Consider the following 23,392-nt stretch of genomic DNA (forward strand, 5'->3'; position numbering starts at 1 on the left):
TTACTGATTCGGATACTGACTCAGAAACGGATTCTGAGATGGATTCAGATACTGATTCGGATACTGATTCGGATACTGATTCAGAAACGGATTCGGATACCGATTCAGAAATGGATTCTGATACTGATTCAGAGACTGACTCAGAGATGGATTCGGATACGGATTCTGAAACTGACTCAGAAATTGATTCGGATACTGACTCAGATACTGACTCAGAGATGGATTCGGATACGGATTCTGAGATTGATTCGGATACTGATTCTGAGATTGACTCACTTACTGACTCAGAGATGGATTCTGATACCGATTCAGAAACGGATTCTGATACTGACTCAGAGATTGACTCAGATACTGATTCAGAAATGGACTCAGAAACGGATTCTGATACTGACTCAGAGATGGACTCGCTTACTGATTCGGAGACTGACTCAGAGATGGATTCTGATACCGATTCAGAGATTGATTCACTTACTGACTCAGAAATGGATTCAGAAATGGATTCTGATACTGACTCAGAGATGGACTCAGAAACGGATTCAGAGATGGATTCACTTACTGACTCAGAGATGGATTCTGATACCGATTCAGAGATGGACTCAGATACTGATTCTGATACCGATTCAGAGATGGACTCACTTACTGACTCAGAAACGGATTCAGAGATGGATTCTGAAACTGACTCAGAAATTGATTCAGAAACTGACTCAGAGATGGATTCTGACACTGACTCAGAGATGGACTCACTTACTGATTCTTGAACAGATTCTGACGTTGATTCTGATACAGATTCTTGAACAGACTCAGAAGTTGATTCTGATGTTGATTCTTTTGTAGATTCTGATGTTGACTCAGAAGTCGATTCTGATACTGATTCTGATACGGACTCAGAAATTGATTCAGAGATAATTTCGGCCTTACGGTTATACAAACCTGCATCGACATTTGTTACGTTTGCATTATTCACACGAACTGCAACAGATCCATTCGCATCTACATCTGAGTCAATAGTATCATTTGTTCCAATGTTTTGTTTAGTGAAAAGGTAGCCATTTGGCGCAATAACAGAAAGTGTATAGTTGCCATTTGGTAAATCTTTGAAGCTATATGTTCCATCACTTGCTGATTGAACTGAGAAGGTTTGGTTTGTTGCTGTATTACGGATTGTAACGTAAGCACCTGAGATAGCAGGTTCACCTGCATCACGAATACCATCTTTGTCTTTGTCTTCCCATAGGCGGCCACTTACACTGTATGTTTTAGGAGCAAGTTGATCAATAACACTTGCGTTAACACCATTGATACGGTATCCAGAGATGGCAGTACCAGCTGCATCAGCGACTGTGTAAGGAATATTCTGTCCACTATATGATCCATTATGGACTACATTGGCCGTTTCATACACATATGGTGATGATCCTTTTGCTGCAACCAAGTTCATTTTTAAGGTCTTCAAATCCTGAATGGAACCTGAATATGTAGTACGGAATTTAATTGTATCTGTTCCAGCAAGTGTTTTAGTTTTGGCAACATATTCTGCACCGGTTGTACGACTAGTTTTGACGGTACCTTGTGCCTGTGCTTGGCTATATGTTATTTTATTAGTTGCAGCACCATTAATAAGGACATTTGTTGGATCGCCTAATTTCGAATCTGCTGAAGTATCAATATGAATGGCCGTATATTGCGTTACTTTTACAGCTTGTCCTGGAACGTAAACTACTGTCCAGTCAATTGTTTTAGTTGCTGAATCATATACACCAGTTACAGATTGAATTAAGTTTTTTGGTTGAACTGTAGATGAACCTGATCCTCCCCAATAAATTTGTTGGTGGCTATCTGTGAAGTCTGAAATCGTAAAGGTTGTTTTGGTTCCTGATGTTGTTGCACGCAAACTCGAATAATGAGCATAGTCAATCGGAGATACACCCTCACTCACAACATTAAATGTGATGACTTGTCCTGCACCTTCCGTTACTGTTGTTACAACTTCCGCTACCTGTCCGTCTGCTAGACGATAACCTGGAATCATTGCTGGGTCAGCAACTTCTGCTACGGTGATTGAAACTTTTTCAGAACGAGGATTTTCAGTTTTAACTGGAACAATTTTATTTGTTGAACCAACAATTTTTCCATCTTGGTCCACATAGCGAACTTTATAAGACACAGCCGCTGTACGAGTTACAGTAGCGGTACTTGAAGACGCTTGAGCTGGTTCAACTGTGCTACTTGACGCAGTTGATGTACTAGATGATTGCGCACTTGTCGATGATGACATTGACACCTCATCAGTGCTCGCAAGAGTGCTAGTAGTTGAACTTGCAGTATCTTCTGCCATTACCTGACTAGCCGCTGCACCTGCTCCTACAATTGCACCTAGCGATGCCGCACCTCTAATCAAAACAGAAGCTTGGTTGTAAGCATCTGTATCAATAGAGCGGACTTTTACTTTCTCTGGTTCTGGACTTGATGATACTTTCACCAAGCCTACATGGGTCATAATGGTGCGAACCCAATGTTTCCCAGCTTTGTGAAGTTTTACTCGTGTCTTACGCGAGACCTCACTATAATTTAACTTTCTAAGTTTACCTTTCACGCTATCGCCTTCCTCCTAATAATCCAGTATCTATTTGTACCAGCTTGCTACCTTAATATACTAAATTATTTTACTATTTTTATAGACTAATGAATTATACTAGTTTTTTATGCCCTTATTTGTACATTTTCTTATATATGTCTAAAAAATACAAAAAAACATTAAACAACTTTAAATTTTTTGTTTTTCAATGTTTTTTCGGAATATTAACGATACATTTAAGTGGTTAAGTGTCCATTTTGCGAACGCTTTCTGAACTAATCCATAAAATTTACTAAAATATTCGCCATGTCTCTTGCTGAAGTATCTCCAGGTTTTCTGATCCAATTAATAAACAAAAAATGTAAACAAACAACAAAAGTTTCCCAAGCATATTCTTGCGGAAGGTTGAATTTTTTATCTAAATGAGCGAGTTTATTTTGAATATCAGAATTTTTCAAAATCAAAGCAATATGCTCTTTTATAATATGATCAATATCAGCAATATAATCTAGCAACATACAACACAATTCTCTTCTAGTTTCTAAATAAGAAACTAGTTGGTACAACACTCCAAACCCAAATGTTAGGTCTTGACTGAGTATAGTCGTTGTCTCTGCCATTAAATCTTCAAATGCAAATTGAATCACTTCGTCTTTCGCATTATAATAATAATAATAAAAAGATGAACGGCTTATCTTTGCTTCTTCAATTATGTCTTTTATTGTGATATCTTTGTAAGCTTTTTTTTGGATTAGCGAAAGTAATGCTGAAACAATTTTGTAATTATTGACTTTTACATTCATAAACTCCCTTTCATATTTTATAATATAGTTCTCATTCCAAGCCTAAAAGGACTATCTATATCTTTTAAAAAGAATGTGATAATCCTATATTTTTGATGAGAAAAGAAGAAAATGTTAATCATTAAAATTGCTTTGCTACCTAAAGTACCTCATAAGAGAGAACACAACAGATATGGTGACCAATAAGACAACCGTTAAATAAAAGATTGGACGACGGTTGTTTTTCTTTTCTGGTTTAACATAGCGTGCATTACTAATTTTTTCTGATATATCTTTTTCTAACAATTCATTACGTTTTGTCATGACAATCTCCTTTCTTTAATACTGCAATATATTGTTCTTTTGAATCTTGTCCAGATTTTTGCCGTTGTAGACGAACAAGATCTGGCAGATAATCGGCATTTGCTATATAATCCACCATTTCTTGGCCCTGACCTTCAGCAAATAGGTGTTCACTAGCCATAAACATTGGTTGATGTACTGTATTTTCAAATGCTAAAATGAGTAGATTATGTTCAAAAGCCATTCTGTTTGCAGACAAAATTTCTCTTCCATGGTTGATATCCAAGTAAATATCACACTGGGCAACCAGCTTTTCAACTACTTGGTTTGAAACATTTGGATACAGTGTCACATTTTCATAAGCCGCAAAACTGGTTAATCGTGGAGACATTTCTGTCAAAGCTGCAATATGAAATTTATGAGTTGGAAGACTTATCACAAGGGTAGATAAATCTTGAATATTATCTGAGTTTGTTAAAATCAGGATTTCTTTTCCATTTTGATTTTGCCGTTTTTCTGGATAGATATAGCCCAAGTATGAAACCCGCTCTGCTTGTTCCTGCGGTAACAACTTCAGCATATTTTTATAGCTTTCTTGGTCTTGGACAACCACTCTCTTACTACGACGTGTTTTTTGTTCTAAGATTAGTCTCATATTGCCAGGAATGGTGTCTGTTATTTTTTCCTGCCAAAACAGAATGTCGTCTCCCGGCTGGTCAAAATAATGTGACACGATAAAGGAGCTCGATAAGGTATTATAAAAAATCTGTGACGTATCTTGATTGGATTCTTTTAAATAAAATTGAACAAAGTCAACCTTTTTTGAGAAAATATAGGTCTTTTCATTCCAGTTCAGCAAAATGTTTCCCGACAAATAGTTTTCTGAAATGATTTCTTGACCGTCTAAAGAATAATATTTCTTTAATACAATACGATTTTTCTCATCTCGGAATGATTTTGCAACTTTAAAACCAGCTAAATTATAATGATCTGAATAGCGAACACGGTGTTCTCTATCAAACCAATCCACTTGTTTTACAATTCGAAGATGAGTTGGTTCGTGGTAAAAAATTTCTCCCATTTTGATGTTTCGATTCCAGATTTCACCACTAGCGTTAGTTCCTGTAATTTGCCAAAAATCTGGCAGAGGAACTTTATTAAAATAAAGACCGGTTCCTGTTTGATTTTCCATACCACAAAAGAAAACATAGGGGGATGTTCGTTGAGGTCCGATATTCCCATCATCATTTATAACGATTGTTTTTCCAGTAAATCCAGCTTGTTCTAATGAATACTCTAAATCAAGGGAAGCATTGCTCAACCAATCAAATAATTTAATCATTTGTCAAAACCTCCACAAAATGTTTCCATTTTTTTTCTAAAATATTTCTTAAATATTCACTTGCAATTTCATAAGATTCAATGGCCGCTTGCTTTATTGTATCTTGTTCGTACATAAAAATGATTCGATCTGCAATTAGCGTTGAAACAATTCCTGCATCATCTGGCTCTAATCGAGGTACCAGATGACCATTTTTACCTTCTTTAATAAACGTTTGATTACCATAAGGTACATCCAATCCAATCATAGCTAAGCCAGAACCAATGGCTTCTAAAAGTGTTAACCCAAATCCTTCACTTGTTGAAGCAGTAAGGTACAGTTCATAATCTCTGTACACATCCTGGAGCGAATGATGGCCTTTTAATTGAATATACTCTTTTGCGTCTAGGGCTTCTATCAACTCCGTTAATTGCTGCCTTTGGCCACCCTCTCCATATATGTCCAATGTCACCGGAAAGACCTCACGCGCTTTTACAACGGCCCTTACAAGCCAATCAATATGCTTTTCACTTGCTAATCTTGAGGCAGTAATTAAACTGTATTTTTTGCGCGGATTGCCGGTAATTTTCAAGGTATCCAAACTACCAACAGGAATAGCAAATACAGCAGGCTGAAAATCTGTATACTGTTGAAATTGTTGTTCTAGCAATCTTTTTTGTGCTTCTGTTGAAGTGATGAAAGCATCTACCTTATCTGCATTAGAAAATTGGTATTCGTAATAGTTATTCCAGAGAATATTTTCTTCGTTACTTGCCTTTTCATTATAATGCTCAGCATGAATCACAACAGCTAGTTTTGCAGCCCCTTTATGTTCAAAAACTCCTTGTCCAATACCGGTTGCCCTATCTAACAGCAGAATATCTTTGTTAGTCAACTGCAATTGATCTAACATTCGACAAATTAGATCTTCTTTAGCATACACTCGCCCATCTGGAAATTCGAAAAACTCTCCGCCAAAGGCCATATTTTCTTCAAAAGCAATACTACCATTTTCATTATAAAAGGTTCGTTGGATAGTTTCTAATTTATCGTCATTAAAAACAAAGAATTCGCTAAATTGTTTTGTATACGTGTAATAATCTTTCCGCAACAGCTGCCCTTGACCAGATAAATATTCAACTCGCTGTACACAGTCAGTTGTGTCTCTTTTAAGGGCTACAACTATTTGAATATCTGTTTCTTCAAAAGTATAACGGATAATCTGGCCATTTACCTGTTTTTCAGCAATGGGGTGTGAAAATGTTTGTTCTAATTCCACTAAAGGATAGGTAGAAGGGGCTATTTTTATATCTGTAAAAAACGAATACAGCCAAATAATCTCCTGATTTTCCAATCCAATATTCTCAGTTAAATGTTGTAAATTTTCTGCCTGGAACATGTCAGTAAAAATAAATTTAGTCGGAATGTTCAGTTGACGAAAAATACCTGCACGATAGGCTTGAGCATATTCAACTCCACTACTGGCCCATCCGATGCCTTTGTTGATATTGTAAATAGTCATAATGCTTCCTTTTTAATCTAAACATAATAAATCGAGAATTCACCATCTTTATCTTTTGAAATGGTGCTTAGCATAATATTGCGCACAATCGAATCTTTAACGTCTTCTTCCATTTTGAGATAAGATCGAAACGATTCTAAATAGTATTCATTGATTGAATTTCTTTGAGCTACCTGTCTTAATGAAACCATTGATTTCAATTGTTGAAGGTTATCAACCTCAGAAATCCAACAAACATCAATGGCTTTTAAAACAGATAATCGATAAAACTCATCTATTTTCTCATTTATCATTAAGATTTCTTGCTTTTTTTGTAGCTCTTTATGGTATAAATCTAACAGTAGATTTTTCACTTCCTGTTTGTTCTCAACTTGAAATCCCTTTGGAATAGCTCGAAACTGATAACTATAATTCTCAAGAATGTAGCGTTTTAATTGATTCTCTGTTAAGGACTCATTTTTTTCTAAGAATCGATCAATGCTATCAATAAAAATACCTTCTAACTGATCTGCTAATTTTTTCTCGCCATAAATCAGGCTATCACGTAACCGATAAATTCGATTGCGTTGAAAACGAAGACTTTCATCAAATTTGATAGTTGTTTGTCTTCCACGAACCGCCTTGTCTTCACTTTTTTCTTGTGCACGTTCAAATGCCTTTTGGTATCTACGCTTTGTAATTTCTTGTCCATAATTTTTCCGATCAGTATGGTTATTACGGTCAAAATATCGTTTTACTAGATAAGGTGCATGCTGAATCAATAATTCATCTTCTAATGAGACAAAAAACTGACTCAGACCGGGGTCGCCCTGTCTTCCAGCGCGTCCTCTTAATTGCCAGTCAGAACGCATATTCGGCATACGCTCCGTTCCAATAACAGCCAATCCTCCTAGTTCACGCACGCCTTCTCCCAATATAATATCGGTACCACGACCCGCAATAGACGTTGCTACATTGACTGCACCTTTTTGTCCAGCCTCTTTAATAATCATGGCCTCTTTTGCGATATTTTTGGCAGTAAGAACATTATGCGGAATACCTTCTTGAAGAAGCAGACGGGAATAAATCTCTGCTACACCTACTGTTCCAGAAATGAGCAATACTGGTTGTCCCTTTTCATGCAATTCTTTAACATATTCGATGGTTGCGTACAGTTTTTCAGGTAAAGTTGTATAGACCTTATCTGGGTAATCCACCCGAATAAGAGGAGCATTAGTTGGAATCACAACAACAGGAACCTTGTAGGTAGAAATCAATTCATCCTCTGCCAACTTTCCTGTCCCTGTCATTCCAGATAAGGTCGGAAACATATTAAAGAGACTTTGGTAGGTAATAGATGCCACAGCTTTCGAATCTTTAGTTAGCTTTACTTTTTCTTTGGTTTCAATCGCTTGATGGATACCGGATTGTAAGCGTGTTCCTTCCATTAAGCGCCCCGTTCTATTATCCAATAATTTTATTTCATCGTTATCAACGACATAGTCTACATCTACTTTATAAACATGGTGGGCACGAAGCGCAAGATTGATATGTCTGAATAATTCGAAGTGTTTATCAGAATACAAGTCTTCTATATCGAAATACTTTTCTGCGTATAAACCACCTTCTTCTGTTAAATAAACTACCTTGTCGTCCTTGTCAAAGAAATATTCTTCATCTTTTTTTAGCGTCAAAACGAATTGATTGGCACTTTCATATAAGTTCGATTGAACTCGCGGTGATCCAGAAATAATAAGAGGTGTCTGAGCGCTATCAAGTAGTACGGCATCTGCTTCGTCTACAATAACAAAATTAAAGGGTCTTAAAAACTTATCTTCTTTAGAACTGGCCAAATTATCAGCCAGGTAATCAAACCCCAAACCTGTACTGGTTGTATAGGTAATATCTGAATAGTAGATTTCCCTCTTGAAAGAAGGATTTACTTCATCCGTTTCACTATAAACTGCTACTCCGACTGTTAGTCCAAGCCATTTATAGACCTTTCCCATTTCTTCTGCATCACGTTTCGCCAAATACTCATTGGTTGTTACCAACAAGGCACCTTTTCCTGAGAGGGCATTTAAATATAGTGGCATAGTTGCTGTCAAGGTTTTCCCTTCACCAGTTTTCATTTCCGCAATATTTCCACCGTGAAGAGCAATTCCTCCAAGAACCTGTACATCAAAAGGGAACATCCCTAAGACACGCTTTGAAGCTTCCCGAATGGTTGCATAAGCTTCGGGTAATAAGTCCTCTAATGTCTCACCATTTGCCAATCGTTCTTTAAACAGAACAGTTTGGTGCTGTAAGTCAGCGTCAGACATAGCTTTCATAGTGGACTTAAATAGATTTATTTTTTTTAATTGTTTGCGTAAACGCATTAATTTCAACTCATTAAAGAGTGAGTGGTGTTTTTTTAATTTCATACTTCTAGTCTAATTCAATAAAGTTTCTAACAAGTTCCAATTCATTTGGCAAATCAGCACTTTTATATTTTCCAACAATTGGAAGAACCTCTGTATCGCTTGGTTCAGCAATTTTTAAAATTGATAACGATCGAAATGATAATGTGTAACAACCCGCACTACGTATATATACTGTATATGTAAAAGTATCTTCAGGACAAGCAAATTCTTCTTCGCCTTCTCTAAGGACAGTTGTCTCTACTATCTCTCCCTGACGATTGTAAAACATAATCTGTACAAAATAGCGAAGCGGTGGCGTTGTTTCCATATCCAACTCAATGGCATATTTTTTACCTGGAATCAAGGCTGGCAAGTCAGGAACACTGCGATTGCCTTGGTAATTTGTTCGTGATTGAAATGTCCGAAGTGGTTTTCCAGCTGCTAATCTAGGATTGTGTAAAAGCGTTTCGTTTTCTTCGAAAGAAACTTTAGAACCATACAAATAAGACTGTCCGCTTCGAACATACGGCCACTCAATCTTTTTGATTAAGATTTTTCCCATTAGAATTTCCTTCCAAAATTTTCTTCTAAAAAGTTCGCAAACTGCCTCATAAACCATTGATTGATTGCACGACTGTTGTCATTATGACGTCCTTCATATCCTTTTGTAAAAATATGTGTATCATGTTCTACAAAATGGTCAATCAACAGATTTTTAGCTGTTCCGTCATAATCATCATTTTCCATATAAGCAATCGCAAATTTTGTATCTTTGAAATCAGATTGGGAAAACTTATCCCAAAATCTCTGATTTAATGCTTTCACTTCTTCTAACTCTGCTGCCCCAGTCACATTCAAGAGTACATCAGCTGATGTTTCAAATTCATGAGGACGTTTTAATTTCATACCTAATGCAGTATCCCCAAGATTGGTAAATGGTTTTCCAACTACTACCCCATATGGATTGAAGGTTGAAGCGTAATACAAAGCTCCAAAAGATCCCATTGATAATCCCGATAAAATCATTTGCGAGGAATCAAAATTCAAATAATCTAATGCTTCTTGAAGTGTTTGCTCTAATTGGCTTTCAAAATTATCTGACCCAGTGTAAAAGGCGCCACCCTCAATGCGAGGATCTGCAATCAAAACAAAAGGTGCTTTAAGATTTTTCATAATCCCAAAACCTTCAAAACCTTCCGCAGTTCGATATCCAGAAAAATAAACATTCAATGGTGGTTTTAAGTCTCCTGGATTGAAGTAAGAAAAGAATTCTTGGCGTTGGGAATTAAAGGCATGTTTTCCACCAAGGACCATTTCTCCGTATCCTTGACGTGAATAACGCCAGTGCATTGCACCAAATTTTAATTTCCCATTCCCTTTGGCATGGACGACGACAGAGTACATACCCGCATCAGGATTTTTTGGAATAATATAGACATCTTGCATTTCTTCTTCCGTAATAAAGATTGACTCAAGAAGTCCTCTTGTGCTACCTCTTTGAATTGGAATCAATTCAATTTGAATGGAGCAATTCCCTTCTTTGACGTATTCTTGCCATAATTCAATAGCCACCTCAAACGAACTCAAATTGTAGCGATAAGTAAATAATTGAGTAAAATCCTCACCAAAGTTACCTTCAAAAATAGCATGAACATGCCCTTGGTAGGATACTTTTCCTTTAAATAATGGATTAGGATCAATGTCTGGCAGTTTTAGCTTGGCACCATATTGTCCAGGAAATGCCACCATTTCGATATGGGCAACTTTCTCTTCGGTACTACCATCTATCTTAATCGTCTGAGGTCTTTTTCTTTTAACAAAACCACCGTCTTCTTGCTCTAAAATAGAAACACCTTTATCTAAAAAGACTGCATAGGCTTCAACATTAACACTTATCGGAGTTAAATCTTCCTCCCTTACCGTATCCGAAATCACAACTGCTCCAAAATAAATCGCTACATGTGCAGGTTCACCATTTTCTTGTAGGGGAAGCTGTGATTGCTTATGCAATTTGAGTGCTTCTAAAAAATCTGGAAGAGCTTCTATCGTGGAATAATGCCATTTTACAGAGCGATCAGCGCTATGGTCTATTGTCCAGTCTTCTCTACCGATTTGTAGTATTTCCATTATCTCTCCTCCTCATCGTAGAGCAAACTCTTCCACTTATCTAAAATTCTTCCACTTGTGTAATCAGCCATTTTTTGTACAGCATATACAATCGAACGATTCCAGTTGGCTAATCCATCAAAATAATAATGAAGTGCCTGATTCAATTCTGAATCATCTTGTAAAATCCAGCCATTTTTTTGGTGTTCTACATATTCTGAGACAACAGAATTGACCTGTGGTAATCCCGCACTAATACTTGCAATTTGTGTATATAAATCAGGGACTTCTCCCAAGTCAAGCACCAATCGAACCTTATCCAATGCTTTAATAATTTGAGTCTCATTTGTGAAATGTGAAAAGATAATTGACTTTAATTCCAATTCAGTGGCTTCATCAATCTGATTTTCACCCTCACTTTCTGCCACACGGAAAAACAACTCTAAATCATATTTAGAATGGATTTCTTTTTCAATTGCGGCTTCTAAACGTTTTAAAACACCGTCTTGTCTGAACGTAACAAGTTGCAAATGAATCAACGGATTCACTGCCATGCTTTCTAAAATCAATTTGCAATAATCGACAGCCTCTTGTTCTGAAATAGTATCAATGAAGAAATAGATGATTAGTTCTTTAATCATTTGACTATTCCCAAGTCTCAGACGAGTATCAAATGGTGATACTCTCGAAATTTTATGAGACAAGTGACCTAAATTGAAATTAGAGAGTTCTAACTGGAGCTCTTCTTCTAATTTTAAACTATCTACTAATAAGACCTTTGACTGTTCTAAAACATCTTTTAATCGATCCTGCTCAACATGCTCATTTCGACCAGAAAAGAATGAAAAGATTTTTTTCTGGTTCGGAAAAGAATCAAACAAGAGTGTATTGTGTCTTCTGTCAGAAGATATAACCAAGATATCTTCCTCTGTAATAGTCTTTAATTTCTGTAACCGTTCTTTTAACAATTCTTCCCAAGAATGGTAAGTATATTTATCAAAAATACAATCTGCCAATGGATTGATTTCAATCCGCATATTTTCAATCAAATATTCTCTAATTTGCCAAACACCATTTCGATTTAAATAATCTTGATGGCATGGTTCTCCATCGACATAATATAAAATACTAGAAATGAAACCTCGATCATCAAAATAAAGAATTTCTGTTGTTTCATTACCACTATAATTAGTAATGGTGACAATATTCCCATTTTCTGCAAAATCAATTACAGCAATTGTTTCTCTTTGTTGATTTCTCGCTATAATGGAAAAAGGTGTATAAACAAAATTTGTCCCTTCTGGCCAATTCAAGGCTTTAAAATCAATCGGAACGGTGTGCTTTAAATGAATGCTTTGGATATCGTCAAAGAAAGACCAGTATTGTGCCCCTAACAAGTCTTGCTTATGAAAATAGTAACGAAGCTGTGGTTGGTAATTCAAAATAAGTAAACCTGCTTCTTCATCCGCATTTGAAAACATTCGATATTGATTAATCGTGTCATCAAATTTAACACTGTTGTATACACGAAACCATAACGGAGCAGTATCAAACCAAGTCCGTTCATTGTTGTACCACGAAGGTATAAAATAATACATGCTTTCTCCTTAATTAAAGTATGTCTTTGTATTTCTTCCACATTTGGAAAGACTCAACTTGTTCTATAATACCAAGCATCAACATTGTAATCACAAACGCATTACTAATTAGTAAAGCCGGACTAATCGGTTGAGAACTCAAAACAATAGACAATAATGGCACACCACTGATTATAACTGTCAGCAAAGCACCAATCTGTGATATGATACCAATTTTTCGAGAAATAAACCTCTGTGTATCGTAACCAGGTGTAACACTTTCAATATAATCACCATTTTGGCGCATTGATTTAGCAATTTCATATGAATCATAATTATAATATGCAAATCCAATCGCTAAAATATACAATAGACAGATGTAAATGATCGCACCCATTAATTTGGAAATACCAACATTTTGGTACAAGAACAAAAGAAATTCATTATCTGGATTTGTACGAAGCAAAATAGAAACAATGTAGAGTGGCAACATCATTAAAGAGATACCATACATAAATGGCATACTTCCAGCCGGCATCATCCGGATTGGTAGATAACTGTCACGAGAATTGGAATTCGCCAATCCTATCCGCTTGATTGGAATACGATACTCCGAACGATAATTGGATATAGCAATCAGAATTAAAACCACCAGTATAGCAGCAAAAAGAACAAGTCTCAAAAACAATTCCGACTGTTCAAAAGTATTCTCTCTAAAATACAGGGTTGCATTATTTATAAATGACAAAATCATGTTTGACATAATGAATATCATCATACCGCCTAACCCCAACCGACTGTTTTGATTCCCCAACCAAACCAGTACAGCAGCGCCAGAAGCCAGTAAAACAATCGTCATTATTCGAACCAATCCTGGGTATGAACCTCCCATAAAATCAACGTGTTCAAAGGTAGAATTCATTGTCAAACCATAGCCTTGTAAAATGGCAATAGCGATCGCTAATGTCGTTTGGTAACGATGAGTTTGTAAGGCTGTTTTATTTTTCAACATGCCAAAAACAGCAAAAAAGCGCCATAAAATCATGGAGGTCATCCAAGGACCTACTCCTAGGCTAAACAGAGTTAGATTACTCAGATTTCCCGCTGAAAAAACCGCTAGACTTTCGAGCAAGTTCTTTGTTTCTGCATCTGCAATAAATTGATTATTAAGTGGCATTGTCGAAATCGGTATCCCTCTCCCAACAAGGTATACAAAGATAAAAAAGATAGTCCATAATCCACGTGCCCAGACTGGATTTTCTAAAAATTTAACTTTAATTTTAAACATAATATTTTCCATGTTCGTATTATAGCATAAAATAAATGGCAATGCACTTACTAATATGCTTTTTCTCCTTTGTAAAAATCAATATATATATATATATATCAACATCGATGTAACTTCGTTTGTGAATTGTTTATCAAATCAATAAAAACCTATAATAATATGCATATTTAAATTGCTTTATTTAGGCTACAAAAAATGCTATAATTGAGTAGAAAAAATAATTTAGCAATAGAAAAGAGGATGTTGGTCTCTATACTTTGAAACCAATTAAAGAAATAAATGGAGAAGATTTCAGTTATCATTCCCGTATATAATGGTGAAAAGCACCTAGCGCAGTGTATCGAGAGTGTTATCAACCAGTCCTATAATAATCTTGAGATTATCATTATTAATGACGGTTCTACTGATGGCAGCTCAGCGATTATTGAACATTATCGTCAACACGATAAACGTATTCGTGTTTTGCACAAATCAATAAATGAGGGATTAGGCGCTGCACGTAATTCATCGCTAGCCTTAGCTACTGGACAATACATTTGCTTTATTGATTGTGATGATTGGATGGACAAAAATCATGTATCCGATTTATATGATTTACTAACTCGTACAGATAGTGATATTGCCGTTTGCAACTTCTCCCAGTACATTGAGGATGAGGGACGTTTTAAAATCCATATTCACCCTGATGACTACTATGAAGCGGTCTATACTTCACAAGAGTGGTTAGCCTATCAGTACGGCATGCCTAATTTTTTAAGTTCTTGTTTTACAGTTCCTTGGGTTAAATTGTATAAAAAAGAATTATTTGAAAACATTCTGTATTTTACTGATGGTTTTGGTGAAGATGACCGCACAACATGGAAACTCTATCTTGTTGCTGATAAAATTGCATACATGAATCGCCCAAGTCTTGTTTACCGTCTAAACTCGGCTAGTATGACTCAGACCGCTAATCAAGCTACTATCTTCAATACAGAACCTGTTTTTGAAAGACTAGCGACACTCAGTTTAATTGGCTTTGATGTTTCAAAAGAAATCAAAGCCTATGAGTGGAGAGCTGGTATTAACCGTAATGATGCCCTCAATAAAGGTCAAATGGAAAAATACAAGCACTTGAAATTTATTGAACAAATCATGAAGAAGTATAGAGGTTAATATGAGAGTTTATATCACAAATATCAACGGTCACTCTGGAACTAGTACTGCACAAATTGCACAAAATATGGTAACAGATATCGCCACAGAATTAGGGTACAGAGAGCTCGGTGTCTTTTGTTATCCAATGAGTTCTGATAGCAACGAAGAGCTTTCCAAGCGAATTGATGGTATTTTAGCAAGTGTTCGAAATGGTGATGTTATTATCTTTCAAACACCCACTTGGAATACTACCGCTTTTGATATTCGTTTAATGGCAAAAATCAAAGCACACAATGTTAAGGTTGTTGTCTTTATCCATGACGTTGTTCCATTAATGTTTGCTGGAAACTTCTATTTGATGGAACACACCATTCCATATTACAACACCGCAGATGTCATCATTGCTCCAAGTCAAGCGATGATTGACAAATTGCGTGAACATGGCTTAACTGTTGAAAAGACAATTATACAGGGCATGTGGGATCATCCAACAACTGCACCACAACTTCCGTCTCAGTTCAAAAAAGTCATCCATTTCCCTGGAAATCCTGATCGCTTTAGTTTTGTAACAAAGTGGGAGCATGACATAGAGCTTCGTCTCTATACTGGACGCGATGTCACTGATTTACCACAGAACGTTACCAAAATCCCTTATCGGCCTGCCGAACAACTTCTCATTGAAATGTCTGAGGGAGGATTTGGTTTAGTTTGGATGGACGATCACGATAAGGAATACCAAACCATGTATTGTCCTTATAAATTAGGTGCTTTTATTGCAGCAGGTATCCCTGTCATCGTTCAAAAAGGCCTAGCTAATGAAGATATTGTACGGAATAATCATCTCGGAATCATCGTTGACAATCTAGATGATGCTATTCAACAAATCAACTCCATGAGTCCAGAAGAGTATCAATCACTGGTTTCATCCGTCAGGTCATTTAGCCCATTGGTTCGTCAAGGATACTTCACACGAAAATTACTAACGGATGCTGTGTTCCACGCATTAAAAAAATAAGGAGACTCAAATGAGCTATTTCCCAACTATTACAGTTAAACCTATCTTAGAAAGCCTCGATTATATTTTGAAAAACCAATCTTCAGTTGCCAGATTTGGTGATGGAGAAATCGATATCATTACAGGCCATAGCATTCCCTATCAAACTTACCAACCAGAACTCGGTAAACGCCTCAAGGAAATCTTACAAACCAAAAGTTCACCAGAATTTTTGGTTTGCTTGCCTGATGTATTTGAAAGACGGCAACGGTATAATTCAAATGCTAATTTCTTTTGGGAAACCCACATGAAGCAATATCGTACATTCTATGAAGCAACCTGTACTTCGCCTTGGTATGGTTCTACTTTTCTATCAAGACCCTATATTGATTTAGAAGACAAAACTCCTGCAAAAGAATCATTTGAACGTTTGACCGCATTATGGAACCAACGAGACTTATTGATTATAGAAGGAGAAACTTCTAGATCGGGAGTAGGCAACGATTTGTTTCAAAATGCCAAGTCGATTTCTCGTATTATCTGTCCATCAAAAGATGCTTTTGCACATTACACAGAAATTTATGAAACTGCAAAACAATATGCTGAAGACAAATTAGTCCTTATTATGTTGGGCCCTACCGCAAAACTATTAGCATATGATTTACATCAAGATGGTTTTCAAGCTATTGATTTAGGACACATTGACTCAGAATATGAATGGTTCAAAATGAAAGCTACTCACAAAGTAAAACTAAACCATAAACACACTGCAGAATTCAATCGCGATACCGATATTGCTCCAGTAGAGGACGAAGAGTATTTTTCTCAAATTATCGCTCGTGTGGGCATTCAAAATGAGGAGCCTTTCATGGCACAAGAAACCGTAAAAATAGAAAATGAAATCATCAGTATCATTATTCCTGTATACAACGTTAAACAATATCTGAAACGTTGTTTGGATTCCATTCTCAAGCAAACATATAGTAATCTAGAAATTATACTAGTTAACGACGGTTCAACTGATGGAAGCGCCATTATTTGTAACGAATATGCTGCAAAAGACAAGCGTATCCGAGTGATCCACCAAAGCAATTCTGGCGTATCACAGGCTAGGAATAATGCTATTAAACAAGCAACTGGTCGATATATTACGTTTATTGACTCAGATGATTTTATAGAAGAACACTATCTTGAAGCCTTGCATACTTCCTTAGTTAAAAACAAGACTGATATAGCAGTATGCAACTTTGCTTCTTTCAACGAAGAAAGACAAAGTTTCTTGTTCTTTACCCGCTCAGAAGATTATTTTGAAAAAGTCTACAATACACAAGAATGGCTTGATCAAGAAGGTGTTGCCCGATACAACATGTATCTAGTCTTTACCTTTTCGCCTTTAAAATTATTTAAACGCGAATTATTTGATGGTATTGAATACCCTGTCAATCGTGTTCGTGAAGACGATGCTACAATCTATAAGCTATACTTAAAAGCCAAGACCATTAGCTTCATCAATTCACCAGGTTACTACTATTCACAACGCCAAGATAGTCTATCTCGAACAGTTATGCAAGCTGATATTACAACTATGATTAGCAATGCTGAAGAAAGAATTGCACTACTTGCGTCCCTAGGCTATGATCTATCGACACATATTACGTCATATGTCAATCGTCTAAAAAAATGCCAAGCTGACGCCTTGTACGCTGGACAAATTGAACTCTACAATACGATCAGTGCAAAATTAGATTTATATAATAACTATAAAAAGAAATAGGACATATAAAGTAAGACATGTCCTACGCTCTCATTGTAACACCAAGATAATTCTTTTACAAATAATCTGTTGCGAAAGTGTTTTAAATCTTATTTATTATATAGAAGAAAAAAATCAGGTTTTCAACAACCTGATTTTTTTAATTTCTATCCGAGAAATTCAATGCTCTATCATTTTGATCCTGTTTCCAAATTGTACTTCTATATGGTCCTTCTTAATTGCAAACTTCTTGGAAAGTCGGGATTGAAGCGATTTGGTAAAATCTTATCCAAGTGGAATCCTTGTTTTTGATAAAAAGATAGGCCAATGTAATTACCTTCAGTAACATAAGTGATCCATTGTGTATCAATCACATACTTATCTTTCTGGTACTGGGTAAAGCCGTTTAATAAGGCAGTTCCTATTCCTTGACCTTTTAAAGTTGGCTCAACATAAAAGACATAGATATGTCCACCTTGTGCATCGATACCCCCACCGATACAACCGAGGACATTTCCATCTTCTTCTGCGACCCAATAACCATGAAAGTCAGGAGTTTCTTCCTCAATTTCTTTTGCTATTCTACTTGGATTATAATATTCCTGAATCACTTCTTCAATGTAATCTTGGGTATGCAAATCAGCATAAGTATCTCGCCAACCTGCTGAACAAACAGAAATAATCCCATCAATATCAGACTGATTTGCTCTCCGTATTTCCATACTAGTCTCCTAAAAATGGAGGCAAAACCGCCTCCATACTTTCAACTTAATAATCAGGGCGTACAACGCCTTTAACCGTAGCTTTTGTCGCTTCGTAATCACCATCTACCACGACTTTGATGATCCGTTTAGCATCTTCTTCCGGTGCAGCAACTAAAGGCAAGCGAAGTGGCCCAACATTGAAGCCTAGATAATTCAAGACTGCCTTGACCGGTGCTGGACTTGGATAAGAAAAGAGGGCATTGACTTTTGGAATGAATTTACGCTGGATTACAGCCGCAGTTTTCACATCATTCTGCAAAATGGCTTCCATCATATCATGCATTTCCTGACCATTAGTGTGAGATGCAACCGAAATGACACCATCAGCCCCCAAACTCATAGCATGAAAAGCATCGCCGTCTTCACCAGTATAAATCAAGAAATCATCTGGCCGGTTTTCAATCAGATAGGCAATATTGGCCAAGGTCGTACATTCCTTGACACCAATGATATTTGGATGCTCCGCCAAGCGCAACATGGTTTCTGGTGTCAATTCAACTACTACCCGACCAGGAATATTGTAAAGAATAATTGGCAAATCAGAAGCATCCGCAATCGCTTTAAAATGTTGGTACAATCCTTCTTGGGACGGTTTGTTGTAATAAGGTACAATAGCTAAACCAGCCGCAAAACCACCGAAAGCCGCTACTTCCTTTGCAAAATCGACAGAGTCCCGCGTATCATTTGTACCAATACCAGCAATCAATGGAACGCGTCCATTAACGATTTTTTGAACAGCAGCAAACAGTTCTAATTCCTCATCGTGGGTCAGTGTTGGACTTTCAGCTGTGGTTCCAGCCAACAAAATCGCCTCTGTATGGTTTTCCAACAGATGCTCCACCAGCTTAGGCAAAGCTTCAAAATTGATAGAACCATCTTCATGAAATGGTGTCACCATTGCTGTGATTATTTTTGCATTTCGCAATTGTTCAATAGACATAGGAGACCTCTCACTTTTCTATTTCTGATATTTTACTTCAAATCAAATACTAAATCGGTAGTTGGTCGAACCAAGCCACGTTCATGAAGGGATTCTGCAATTTGTACTGAATTCCAAGCTGCTCCCTTTAAGAGGTTATCTGAAACAACCCACATGTGGATACCTTTTTCAGCATCTAAATCTTTGCGGATACGGCCGACAAATGTATCACGGCTTCCAACAGCATTGACTGCTTGCGGGTAAGTTTGTGTCGCAACATCGTCTTCTAATACTGCACCTGGGAAGTTGGCAATCGCTGCTTTTACTTCATCAATTGGCGCAACAATATCGGTTTCAATGTAGACAGATTCTGAATGACCTGATAAAACAGGGATACGGACACAGGTTGCCGAAACAGCAATACTGTCATCTTCCATGATTTTCTTAGTCTCATTGGTCATTTTCATCTCTTCATAGGTATAATCATTGTCAGTGAAGACATCGATTTGTGGAAGAGCGTTAAAAGCGATGGGGTAATGTTTCTTGTCCCCACCTGATGGTAGGATATTTGCAACAACATCTTTAGGATTCACACCATCATTCAAAACAGAACGCAGTTGATCCTGTGTTTCCATAATGGCACCCATACCCGCACCTGATACTGCTTGATAGGTCGAAACGATAATGCGGTTCAAGCCCCACTGCTTGCGAATTGGTTCCAAAGCCACCATCATTTGAATAGTAGAGCAGTTTGGACAAGCAATAATACCATTGTGATTTTCCATGGCATGGGCATTGACTTCAGGGACTACCAATGGAACATCTGGGTTCATCCGAAAATGCGAAGTATTGTCTACTACTACTGCACCTGCTTTGACAGCGTATGGCGCATATTTGGCAGAGATAGAACCACCTGCAGAAAAGAGGGCAATATCCACTCCTTCAAAGGCTGTTTCTGTTGTTTCTTCAATGACAATGTCTTGTCCTTTAAAACTGAGCGTTTTGCCTGCCGATCGGGCCGAAGCCAAAAGACGCAAGCTATCAATTGGAAGAGTTGTCTCTTCTAACATCTGAATCATCTGTGCTCCTACGGCACCTGTTGCACCTACAACTGCTACTGTGTATCCCATAATTTCCTCTTTCAAAAGAGCCAAAGCTCTACTTTCATAATTTTCTAAAAATTTTATAATAGCTCCATTATACTATTTTTTTAAGGACTTGTCAGTAGAAAATAAAAAAAATCCCCTATTCAAAAGAATAGGAGATTTGGGGCATGTTTCCATGAGAACAGAAGGTTCACACAACTGTCCAAAATCCGCTCCTGCGTTACAATTGAATGTAGATTTCCCCAGCGTAATATGGTCCAAAGACCACATCGACTCATCGCATACACTAAGTATAGCACAAGTTAACTATGTTTGCCAATCAAAGGATTTGGTCGATCGATTTCCTTCAATCGCTTTTGAAGCCAGACAATGTCATACCACCGGTCAAATTTGAAGCCAAGTCGGTCAAAATGAGCGACCTGTTTGTAACCTCTTTTTTCATGAAAAGAAATGGAGGCTGTATTTGGAAGAGAGATACAAGCCAAGAGACTGACATAGTGACGCTCATCCAACATCGCTTCTAAGGCATCATACAAAAGCGTACCAATCCCCGACTGGCGGACTTGTTGATCAACGTATATTGAAACTTCAACTGTCCAATCGTAAGCTGCTCTTCCATAGTATTCATGAGCGTATGCATAGCCAAGAATCCGACCGTTTTCCTCTGCTACTAGATAGGGATAATATTGCATAATTCCCATCATTCGCTCTTGGAATTCCGCTATGGTTGGTACAGCTGTTTCGAAGGTGATGGCTGTTTCTAGGACATAAGGGCTATAAATCTGGAGTAAGTCACTAGCGTCACGAATCTGGGCTTCTCGTATCTGAATCATATACTACTTCTTTCTCTTTGGTGGAACTAGTATAGCATATTTCACAGGCAAAAAGCAGGCAAAAGCCTGCTTCAGATTGAAGAAAAAGTCCATTTTGGGCAATTTTCTTCAATCTTTTTTTATATACTTGAGAAATAAAGAAACTCTTTTAAATACTGCTACATCAGCTTTTATGAGAGTTTCTATTATATCGTAGTCAGTTTCTACAATAACAATTTTTCTATTAAAAATAGGGTTTGTCTACGTTCTGAAGCAGGCAAAAGCCTGCTTTTCTGTCTTTAAAACAAACCAAGTGCTTGTCCGTTTTCGTCCACATTCATATTGAGAGCTGCTGGTTTTTTAGGAAGTCCTGGCATGGTCATGACCTCACCTGTTAAGACAACCAGGAAACCGGCTCCTAATTTGGGAACGATTTCTCGGATAGTTACCGTAAAATCAGTTGGAGCACCAAGAAGGTTTGGGTCATCTGAAAAACTATACTGGGTTTTGGCCATACACACAGGTAACTGAGCCCAACCATTTTGCACAATTTGAGCCAGTTGGGTTTTGGCTTTTTTCTCTAAAACAATTCCCGAAGCACCATAAATACCACGCGCAATAGCTTCTATTTTTTCTTCAACAGACTGTTCATCTGCATACAAACGCTTGTATTGAGCTGGCTTCTCTTCAATCACTTTTACAACTGTTTCAGCCAAGGCAACTCCACCTTCAGCACCATCTGCCCAAACACTTGCTAAGGCAACAGGAACTTGAATTTCTGCACATAGTTCTTTTAGAAGTGCAATTTCTGCTTCTGTGTCTGACACAAATTCATTGATAGCAACGACTACTGGAATACCATAGCCACGCATATTATTGACATGGCGTTTTAAGTTAGCAAAGCCATCTTTAAGTGCAGCAGTATTTTCTTTTGTAAGTTCTTCTTTAGCAAGCCCACCGTTCATTTTCAAGGCACGAATGGTCGCAACAACTACAATGGCATCAGGACTTTTAGGTAGATGGGGCGTTTTAATATCAAGGAATTTTTCTGCTCCTAAATCAGCACCAAAACCTGCTTCTGTTACAGTGAAATCTGCCAGACGAAGGGCCGTTGTTGTTGCCAAAACAGAATTACAACCATGTGCAATATTGGCAAACGGACCACCGTGGACAAAAGCTGGTGTACCATAAATCGTTTGAACCAAGTTTGGTTTTAATGCATCTTTCAGAATTAAAGTAAGAGCGCCTTCTACTGCCAAATCACGAACAAAAACAGGTGTTCGATCATAGCGGTAACCTATGACAATATTGCCCAATCGCTCTTTGAGGTTTTGTAAATCGGTTGCTAGACACAAAATTGCCATGATTTCAGAAGCAACGGTAATATCAAAACCGTCTTCTCTGGGAACACCATTTAAAGGACCACCAAGCCCAACTGTTACCTGGCGCAGCGCACGGTCATTTAAATCTAAAACCCGTTTCCAAATAATGCGACGTGGGTCAATATTGAGCTCATTTCCTTGGTGCAAGTGGTTGTCAATTAAGGCGGACAAAGCATTATGAGCTGTTGTAATGGCGTGCATATCACCTGTAAAGTGCAAATTGATATCTTCCATTGGTAGGACCTGGGCATAGCCCCCTCCTGCTGCTCCACCTTTGACTCCCATGACTGGGCCAAGTGATGGCTCACGAAGGGCAATCATGGTTTTCTTCCCAATGTGCGAGAGTGCATCGGCCAGACCAATTGTAATCGTTGATTTGCCTTCTCCAGCAGGGGTTGGGTTAATAGCTGTAACCAGAATCAAACGACCTGTTGGACGGGATTGGACCTGCTTGATTTTATCGGCGGTTAGTTTTGCTTTGAATTTCCCGTAGAGCTCTACATCATCCAAATCAATCCCTAAGGGGGCAACCACATCGAGAATCGGTTTCAATGTGACACTTTGTGCAATTTCAATATCTGTTTTCATAATCCACCTCACATTTTCTATTCTTATTTTACCAACAAACAAGACAAAAAGAAACAAATGAAACAACTCTTCGTCAGAA

Annotated in this window: 18 protein-coding genes; 3 read left to right on the top strand and 15 right to left on the bottom strand. The window is 37.4% G+C overall.

All coding sequences use genetic code 11. The annotated features are described in order from the left end of the window. From ACVR1I_RS08825 to secY2, 10 genes are all read right to left on the bottom strand, one after another. The coding region (locus tag ACVR1I_RS08825) for an SdrD B-like domain-containing protein (RefSeq protein WP_447443658.1) at window positions 1–2,593 on the bottom strand (2,593 nt) is incomplete at its 3' end. A 257-nt stretch (window positions 2,594–2,850) separates the two neighbouring features. Then, on the bottom strand, window positions 2,851–3,378 hold the full coding sequence (locus ACVR1I_RS08830) for a TetR/AcrR family transcriptional regulator (protein WP_447443659.1): 528 nt from the start codon (window positions 3,376–3,378) through the stop codon (window positions 2,851–2,853). A gap of 135 nt (window positions 3,379–3,513) precedes the next feature. Continuing rightward, window positions 3,514–3,681, bottom strand: a complete 168-nt coding sequence (locus tag ACVR1I_RS08835; protein WP_447443660.1) for a hypothetical protein — start codon at window positions 3,679–3,681, stop codon at window positions 3,514–3,516. Beyond that, window positions 3,668–5,002, bottom strand: coding sequence for an accessory Sec system glycosylation chaperone GtfB (gtfB, locus tag ACVR1I_RS08840; protein WP_447443661.1), 1,335 nt, complete (start codon window positions 5,000–5,002; stop codon window positions 3,668–3,670). Before gtfB ends, ACVR1I_RS08835 begins: the two co-directional genes overlap by 14 nt. Continuing rightward, window positions 4,995–6,503, bottom strand: a complete 1,509-nt coding sequence (gene gtfA / locus ACVR1I_RS08845) for an accessory Sec system glycosyltransferase GtfA (RefSeq protein ID WP_447443662.1) — start codon at window positions 6,501–6,503, stop codon at window positions 4,995–4,997. The genes gtfB and gtfA overlap by 8 nt, the downstream gene beginning before the upstream one ends. Before the next feature lie 17 nt (window positions 6,504–6,520). Then, window positions 6,521–8,908, bottom strand: coding sequence for an accessory Sec system translocase SecA2 (gene secA2 / locus ACVR1I_RS08850; protein WP_447443663.1), 2,388 nt, complete (start codon window positions 8,906–8,908; stop codon window positions 6,521–6,523). Between the two features lie 4 nt (window positions 8,909–8,912). Beyond that, the gene (asp3, locus tag ACVR1I_RS08855) at window positions 8,913–9,449 is read right to left on the bottom strand and encodes an accessory Sec system protein Asp3 (RefSeq protein ID WP_447443664.1); all 537 of its coding nucleotides are present in this window, start codon (window positions 9,447–9,449) and stop codon (window positions 8,913–8,915) included. Continuing rightward, window positions 9,449–11,014 (bottom strand): accessory Sec system protein Asp2, encoded by a 1,566-nt coding sequence (gene asp2 / locus ACVR1I_RS08860; protein WP_447443665.1) that lies wholly within the window; start codon window positions 11,012–11,014, stop codon window positions 9,449–9,451. Before asp2 ends, asp3 begins: the two co-directional genes overlap by 1 nt. Continuing rightward, entirely contained in the window at window positions 11,014–12,591 is a 1,578-nt protein-coding gene (gene asp1 / locus ACVR1I_RS08865) for an accessory Sec system protein Asp1 (protein WP_447443666.1), read from the bottom strand. Before asp1 ends, asp2 begins: the two co-directional genes overlap by 1 nt. 13 nt (window positions 12,592–12,604) lie before the next feature. After that, window positions 12,605–13,870, bottom strand: coding sequence for an accessory Sec system protein translocase subunit SecY2 (secY2, locus tag ACVR1I_RS08870; protein ID WP_447443667.1), 1,266 nt, complete (start codon window positions 13,868–13,870; stop codon window positions 12,605–12,607). Window positions 13,871–14,137: 267 nt separating this feature from the next. On the opposite strand from secY2, the gene ACVR1I_RS08875 reads away from it, so the two are divergent. The 3 genes from ACVR1I_RS08875 to ACVR1I_RS08885 are packed head-to-tail and all read left to right on the top strand — an operon-like array spanning window position 14,138 to window position 17,763. Further along, window positions 14,138–15,013 carry a glycosyltransferase family 2 protein gene (locus ACVR1I_RS08875; protein WP_447443668.1) on the top strand — a complete coding sequence of 292 codons (876 nt, stop codon included), beginning with the start codon at window positions 14,138–14,140 and terminating at the stop codon, window positions 15,011–15,013. Window position 15,014: 1 nt separating this feature from the next. Further along, a complete protein-coding gene (locus ACVR1I_RS08880) occupies window positions 15,015–16,010 on the top strand; it encodes a sugar transferase (protein ID WP_447443669.1) in 996 nt (331 codons plus the stop codon). A 10-nt stretch (window positions 16,011–16,020) separates the two neighbouring features. Then, window positions 16,021–17,763: an SP_1767 family glycosyltransferase gene (locus ACVR1I_RS08885; RefSeq protein WP_447443670.1), complete on the top strand. Its 1,743-nt coding sequence runs from the start codon at window positions 16,021–16,023 to the stop codon at window positions 17,761–17,763. Window positions 17,764–17,963: 200 nt separating this feature from the next. Here ACVR1I_RS08885 and ACVR1I_RS08890 read toward each other — a convergent pair whose 3' ends face one another. The 5 genes from ACVR1I_RS08890 to ACVR1I_RS08910 all read right to left on the bottom strand — a co-directional run bounded on the left by ACVR1I_RS08890 (window position 17,964) and on the right by ACVR1I_RS08910 (window position 23,313). Beyond that, window positions 17,964–18,464, bottom strand: coding sequence for a GNAT family N-acetyltransferase (locus ACVR1I_RS08890; protein ID WP_447443671.1), 501 nt, complete (start codon window positions 18,462–18,464; stop codon window positions 17,964–17,966). A 46-nt stretch (window positions 18,465–18,510) separates the two neighbouring features. Then, window positions 18,511–19,446, bottom strand: coding sequence for a 4-hydroxy-tetrahydrodipicolinate synthase (gene dapA, locus ACVR1I_RS08895; protein ID WP_447443672.1), 936 nt, complete (start codon window positions 19,444–19,446; stop codon window positions 18,511–18,513). 32 nt (window positions 19,447–19,478) lie between these two features. Further along, window positions 19,479–20,555 (bottom strand): aspartate-semialdehyde dehydrogenase, encoded by a 1,077-nt coding sequence (locus ACVR1I_RS08900; protein ID WP_447443673.1) that lies wholly within the window; start codon window positions 20,553–20,555, stop codon window positions 19,479–19,481. 278 nt (window positions 20,556–20,833) lie between these two features. After that, on the bottom strand, window positions 20,834–21,361 hold the full coding sequence (locus tag ACVR1I_RS08905) for a GNAT family N-acetyltransferase (RefSeq protein WP_447443816.1): 528 nt from the start codon (window positions 21,359–21,361) through the stop codon (window positions 20,834–20,836). 281 nt (window positions 21,362–21,642) lie between these two features. Further along, complete coding sequence (locus ACVR1I_RS08910) at window positions 21,643–23,313, bottom strand: formate--tetrahydrofolate ligase (RefSeq protein ID WP_447443674.1); 1,671 nt, start codon at window positions 23,311–23,313, stop codon at window positions 21,643–21,645. Window positions 23,314–23,392 lie beyond the last annotated feature (79 nt).

Source organism: Streptococcus cameli, assembly GCF_053207365.1.

Excerpts from the sequence above, each read along its gene's own strand:
- ACVR1I_RS08880 (WP_447443669.1), top strand. The coding sequence starts at position 15,015 with ATGAGAGTTTATATCACAAATATCAACGGTCACTCTGGAACTAGTACT.
- gtfA (WP_447443662.1), bottom strand. The coding sequence starts at position 6,503 with ATGACTATTTACAATATCAACAAAGGCATCGGATGGGCCAGTAGTGGA.
- ACVR1I_RS08900 (WP_447443673.1), bottom strand. The coding sequence starts at position 20,555 with ATGGGATACACAGTAGCAGTTGTAGGTGCAACAGGTGCCGTAGGAGCA.
- dapA (WP_447443672.1), bottom strand. The coding sequence starts at position 19,446 with ATGTCTATTGAACAATTGCGAAATGCAAAAATAATCACAGCAATGGTG.
- asp3 (WP_447443664.1), bottom strand. The coding sequence starts at position 9,449 with ATGGGAAAAATCTTAATCAAAAAGATTGAGTGGCCGTATGTTCGAAGC.
- gtfB (WP_447443661.1), bottom strand. The coding sequence starts at position 5,002 with ATGATTAAATTATTTGATTGGTTGAGCAATGCTTCCCTTGATTTAGAG.
- secA2 (WP_447443663.1), bottom strand. The coding sequence starts at position 8,908 with ATGAAATTAAAAAAACACCACTCACTCTTTAATGAGTTGAAATTAATG.
- ACVR1I_RS08835 (WP_447443660.1), bottom strand. The coding sequence starts at position 3,681 with ATGACAAAACGTAATGAATTGTTAGAAAAAGATATATCAGAAAAAATT.
- ACVR1I_RS08830 (WP_447443659.1), bottom strand. The coding sequence starts at position 3,378 with ATGAATGTAAAAGTCAATAATTACAAAATTGTTTCAGCATTACTTTCG.
- ACVR1I_RS08875 (WP_447443668.1), top strand. The coding sequence starts at position 14,138 with ATGGAGAAGATTTCAGTTATCATTCCCGTATATAATGGTGAAAAGCAC.
- ACVR1I_RS08885 (WP_447443670.1), top strand. The coding sequence starts at position 16,021 with ATGAGCTATTTCCCAACTATTACAGTTAAACCTATCTTAGAAAGCCTC.
- ACVR1I_RS08890 (WP_447443671.1), bottom strand. The coding sequence starts at position 18,464 with ATGGAAATACGGAGAGCAAATCAGTCTGATATTGATGGGATTATTTCT.
- asp2 (WP_447443665.1), bottom strand. The coding sequence starts at position 11,014 with ATGGAAATACTACAAATCGGTAGAGAAGACTGGACAATAGACCATAGC.
- asp1 (WP_447443666.1), bottom strand. The coding sequence starts at position 12,591 with ATGTATTATTTTATACCTTCGTGGTACAACAATGAACGGACTTGGTTT.
- ACVR1I_RS08910 (WP_447443674.1), bottom strand. The coding sequence starts at position 23,313 with ATGAAAACAGATATTGAAATTGCACAAAGTGTCACATTGAAACCGATT.
- secY2 (WP_447443667.1), bottom strand. The coding sequence starts at position 13,870 with ATGGAAAATATTATGTTTAAAATTAAAGTTAAATTTTTAGAAAATCCA.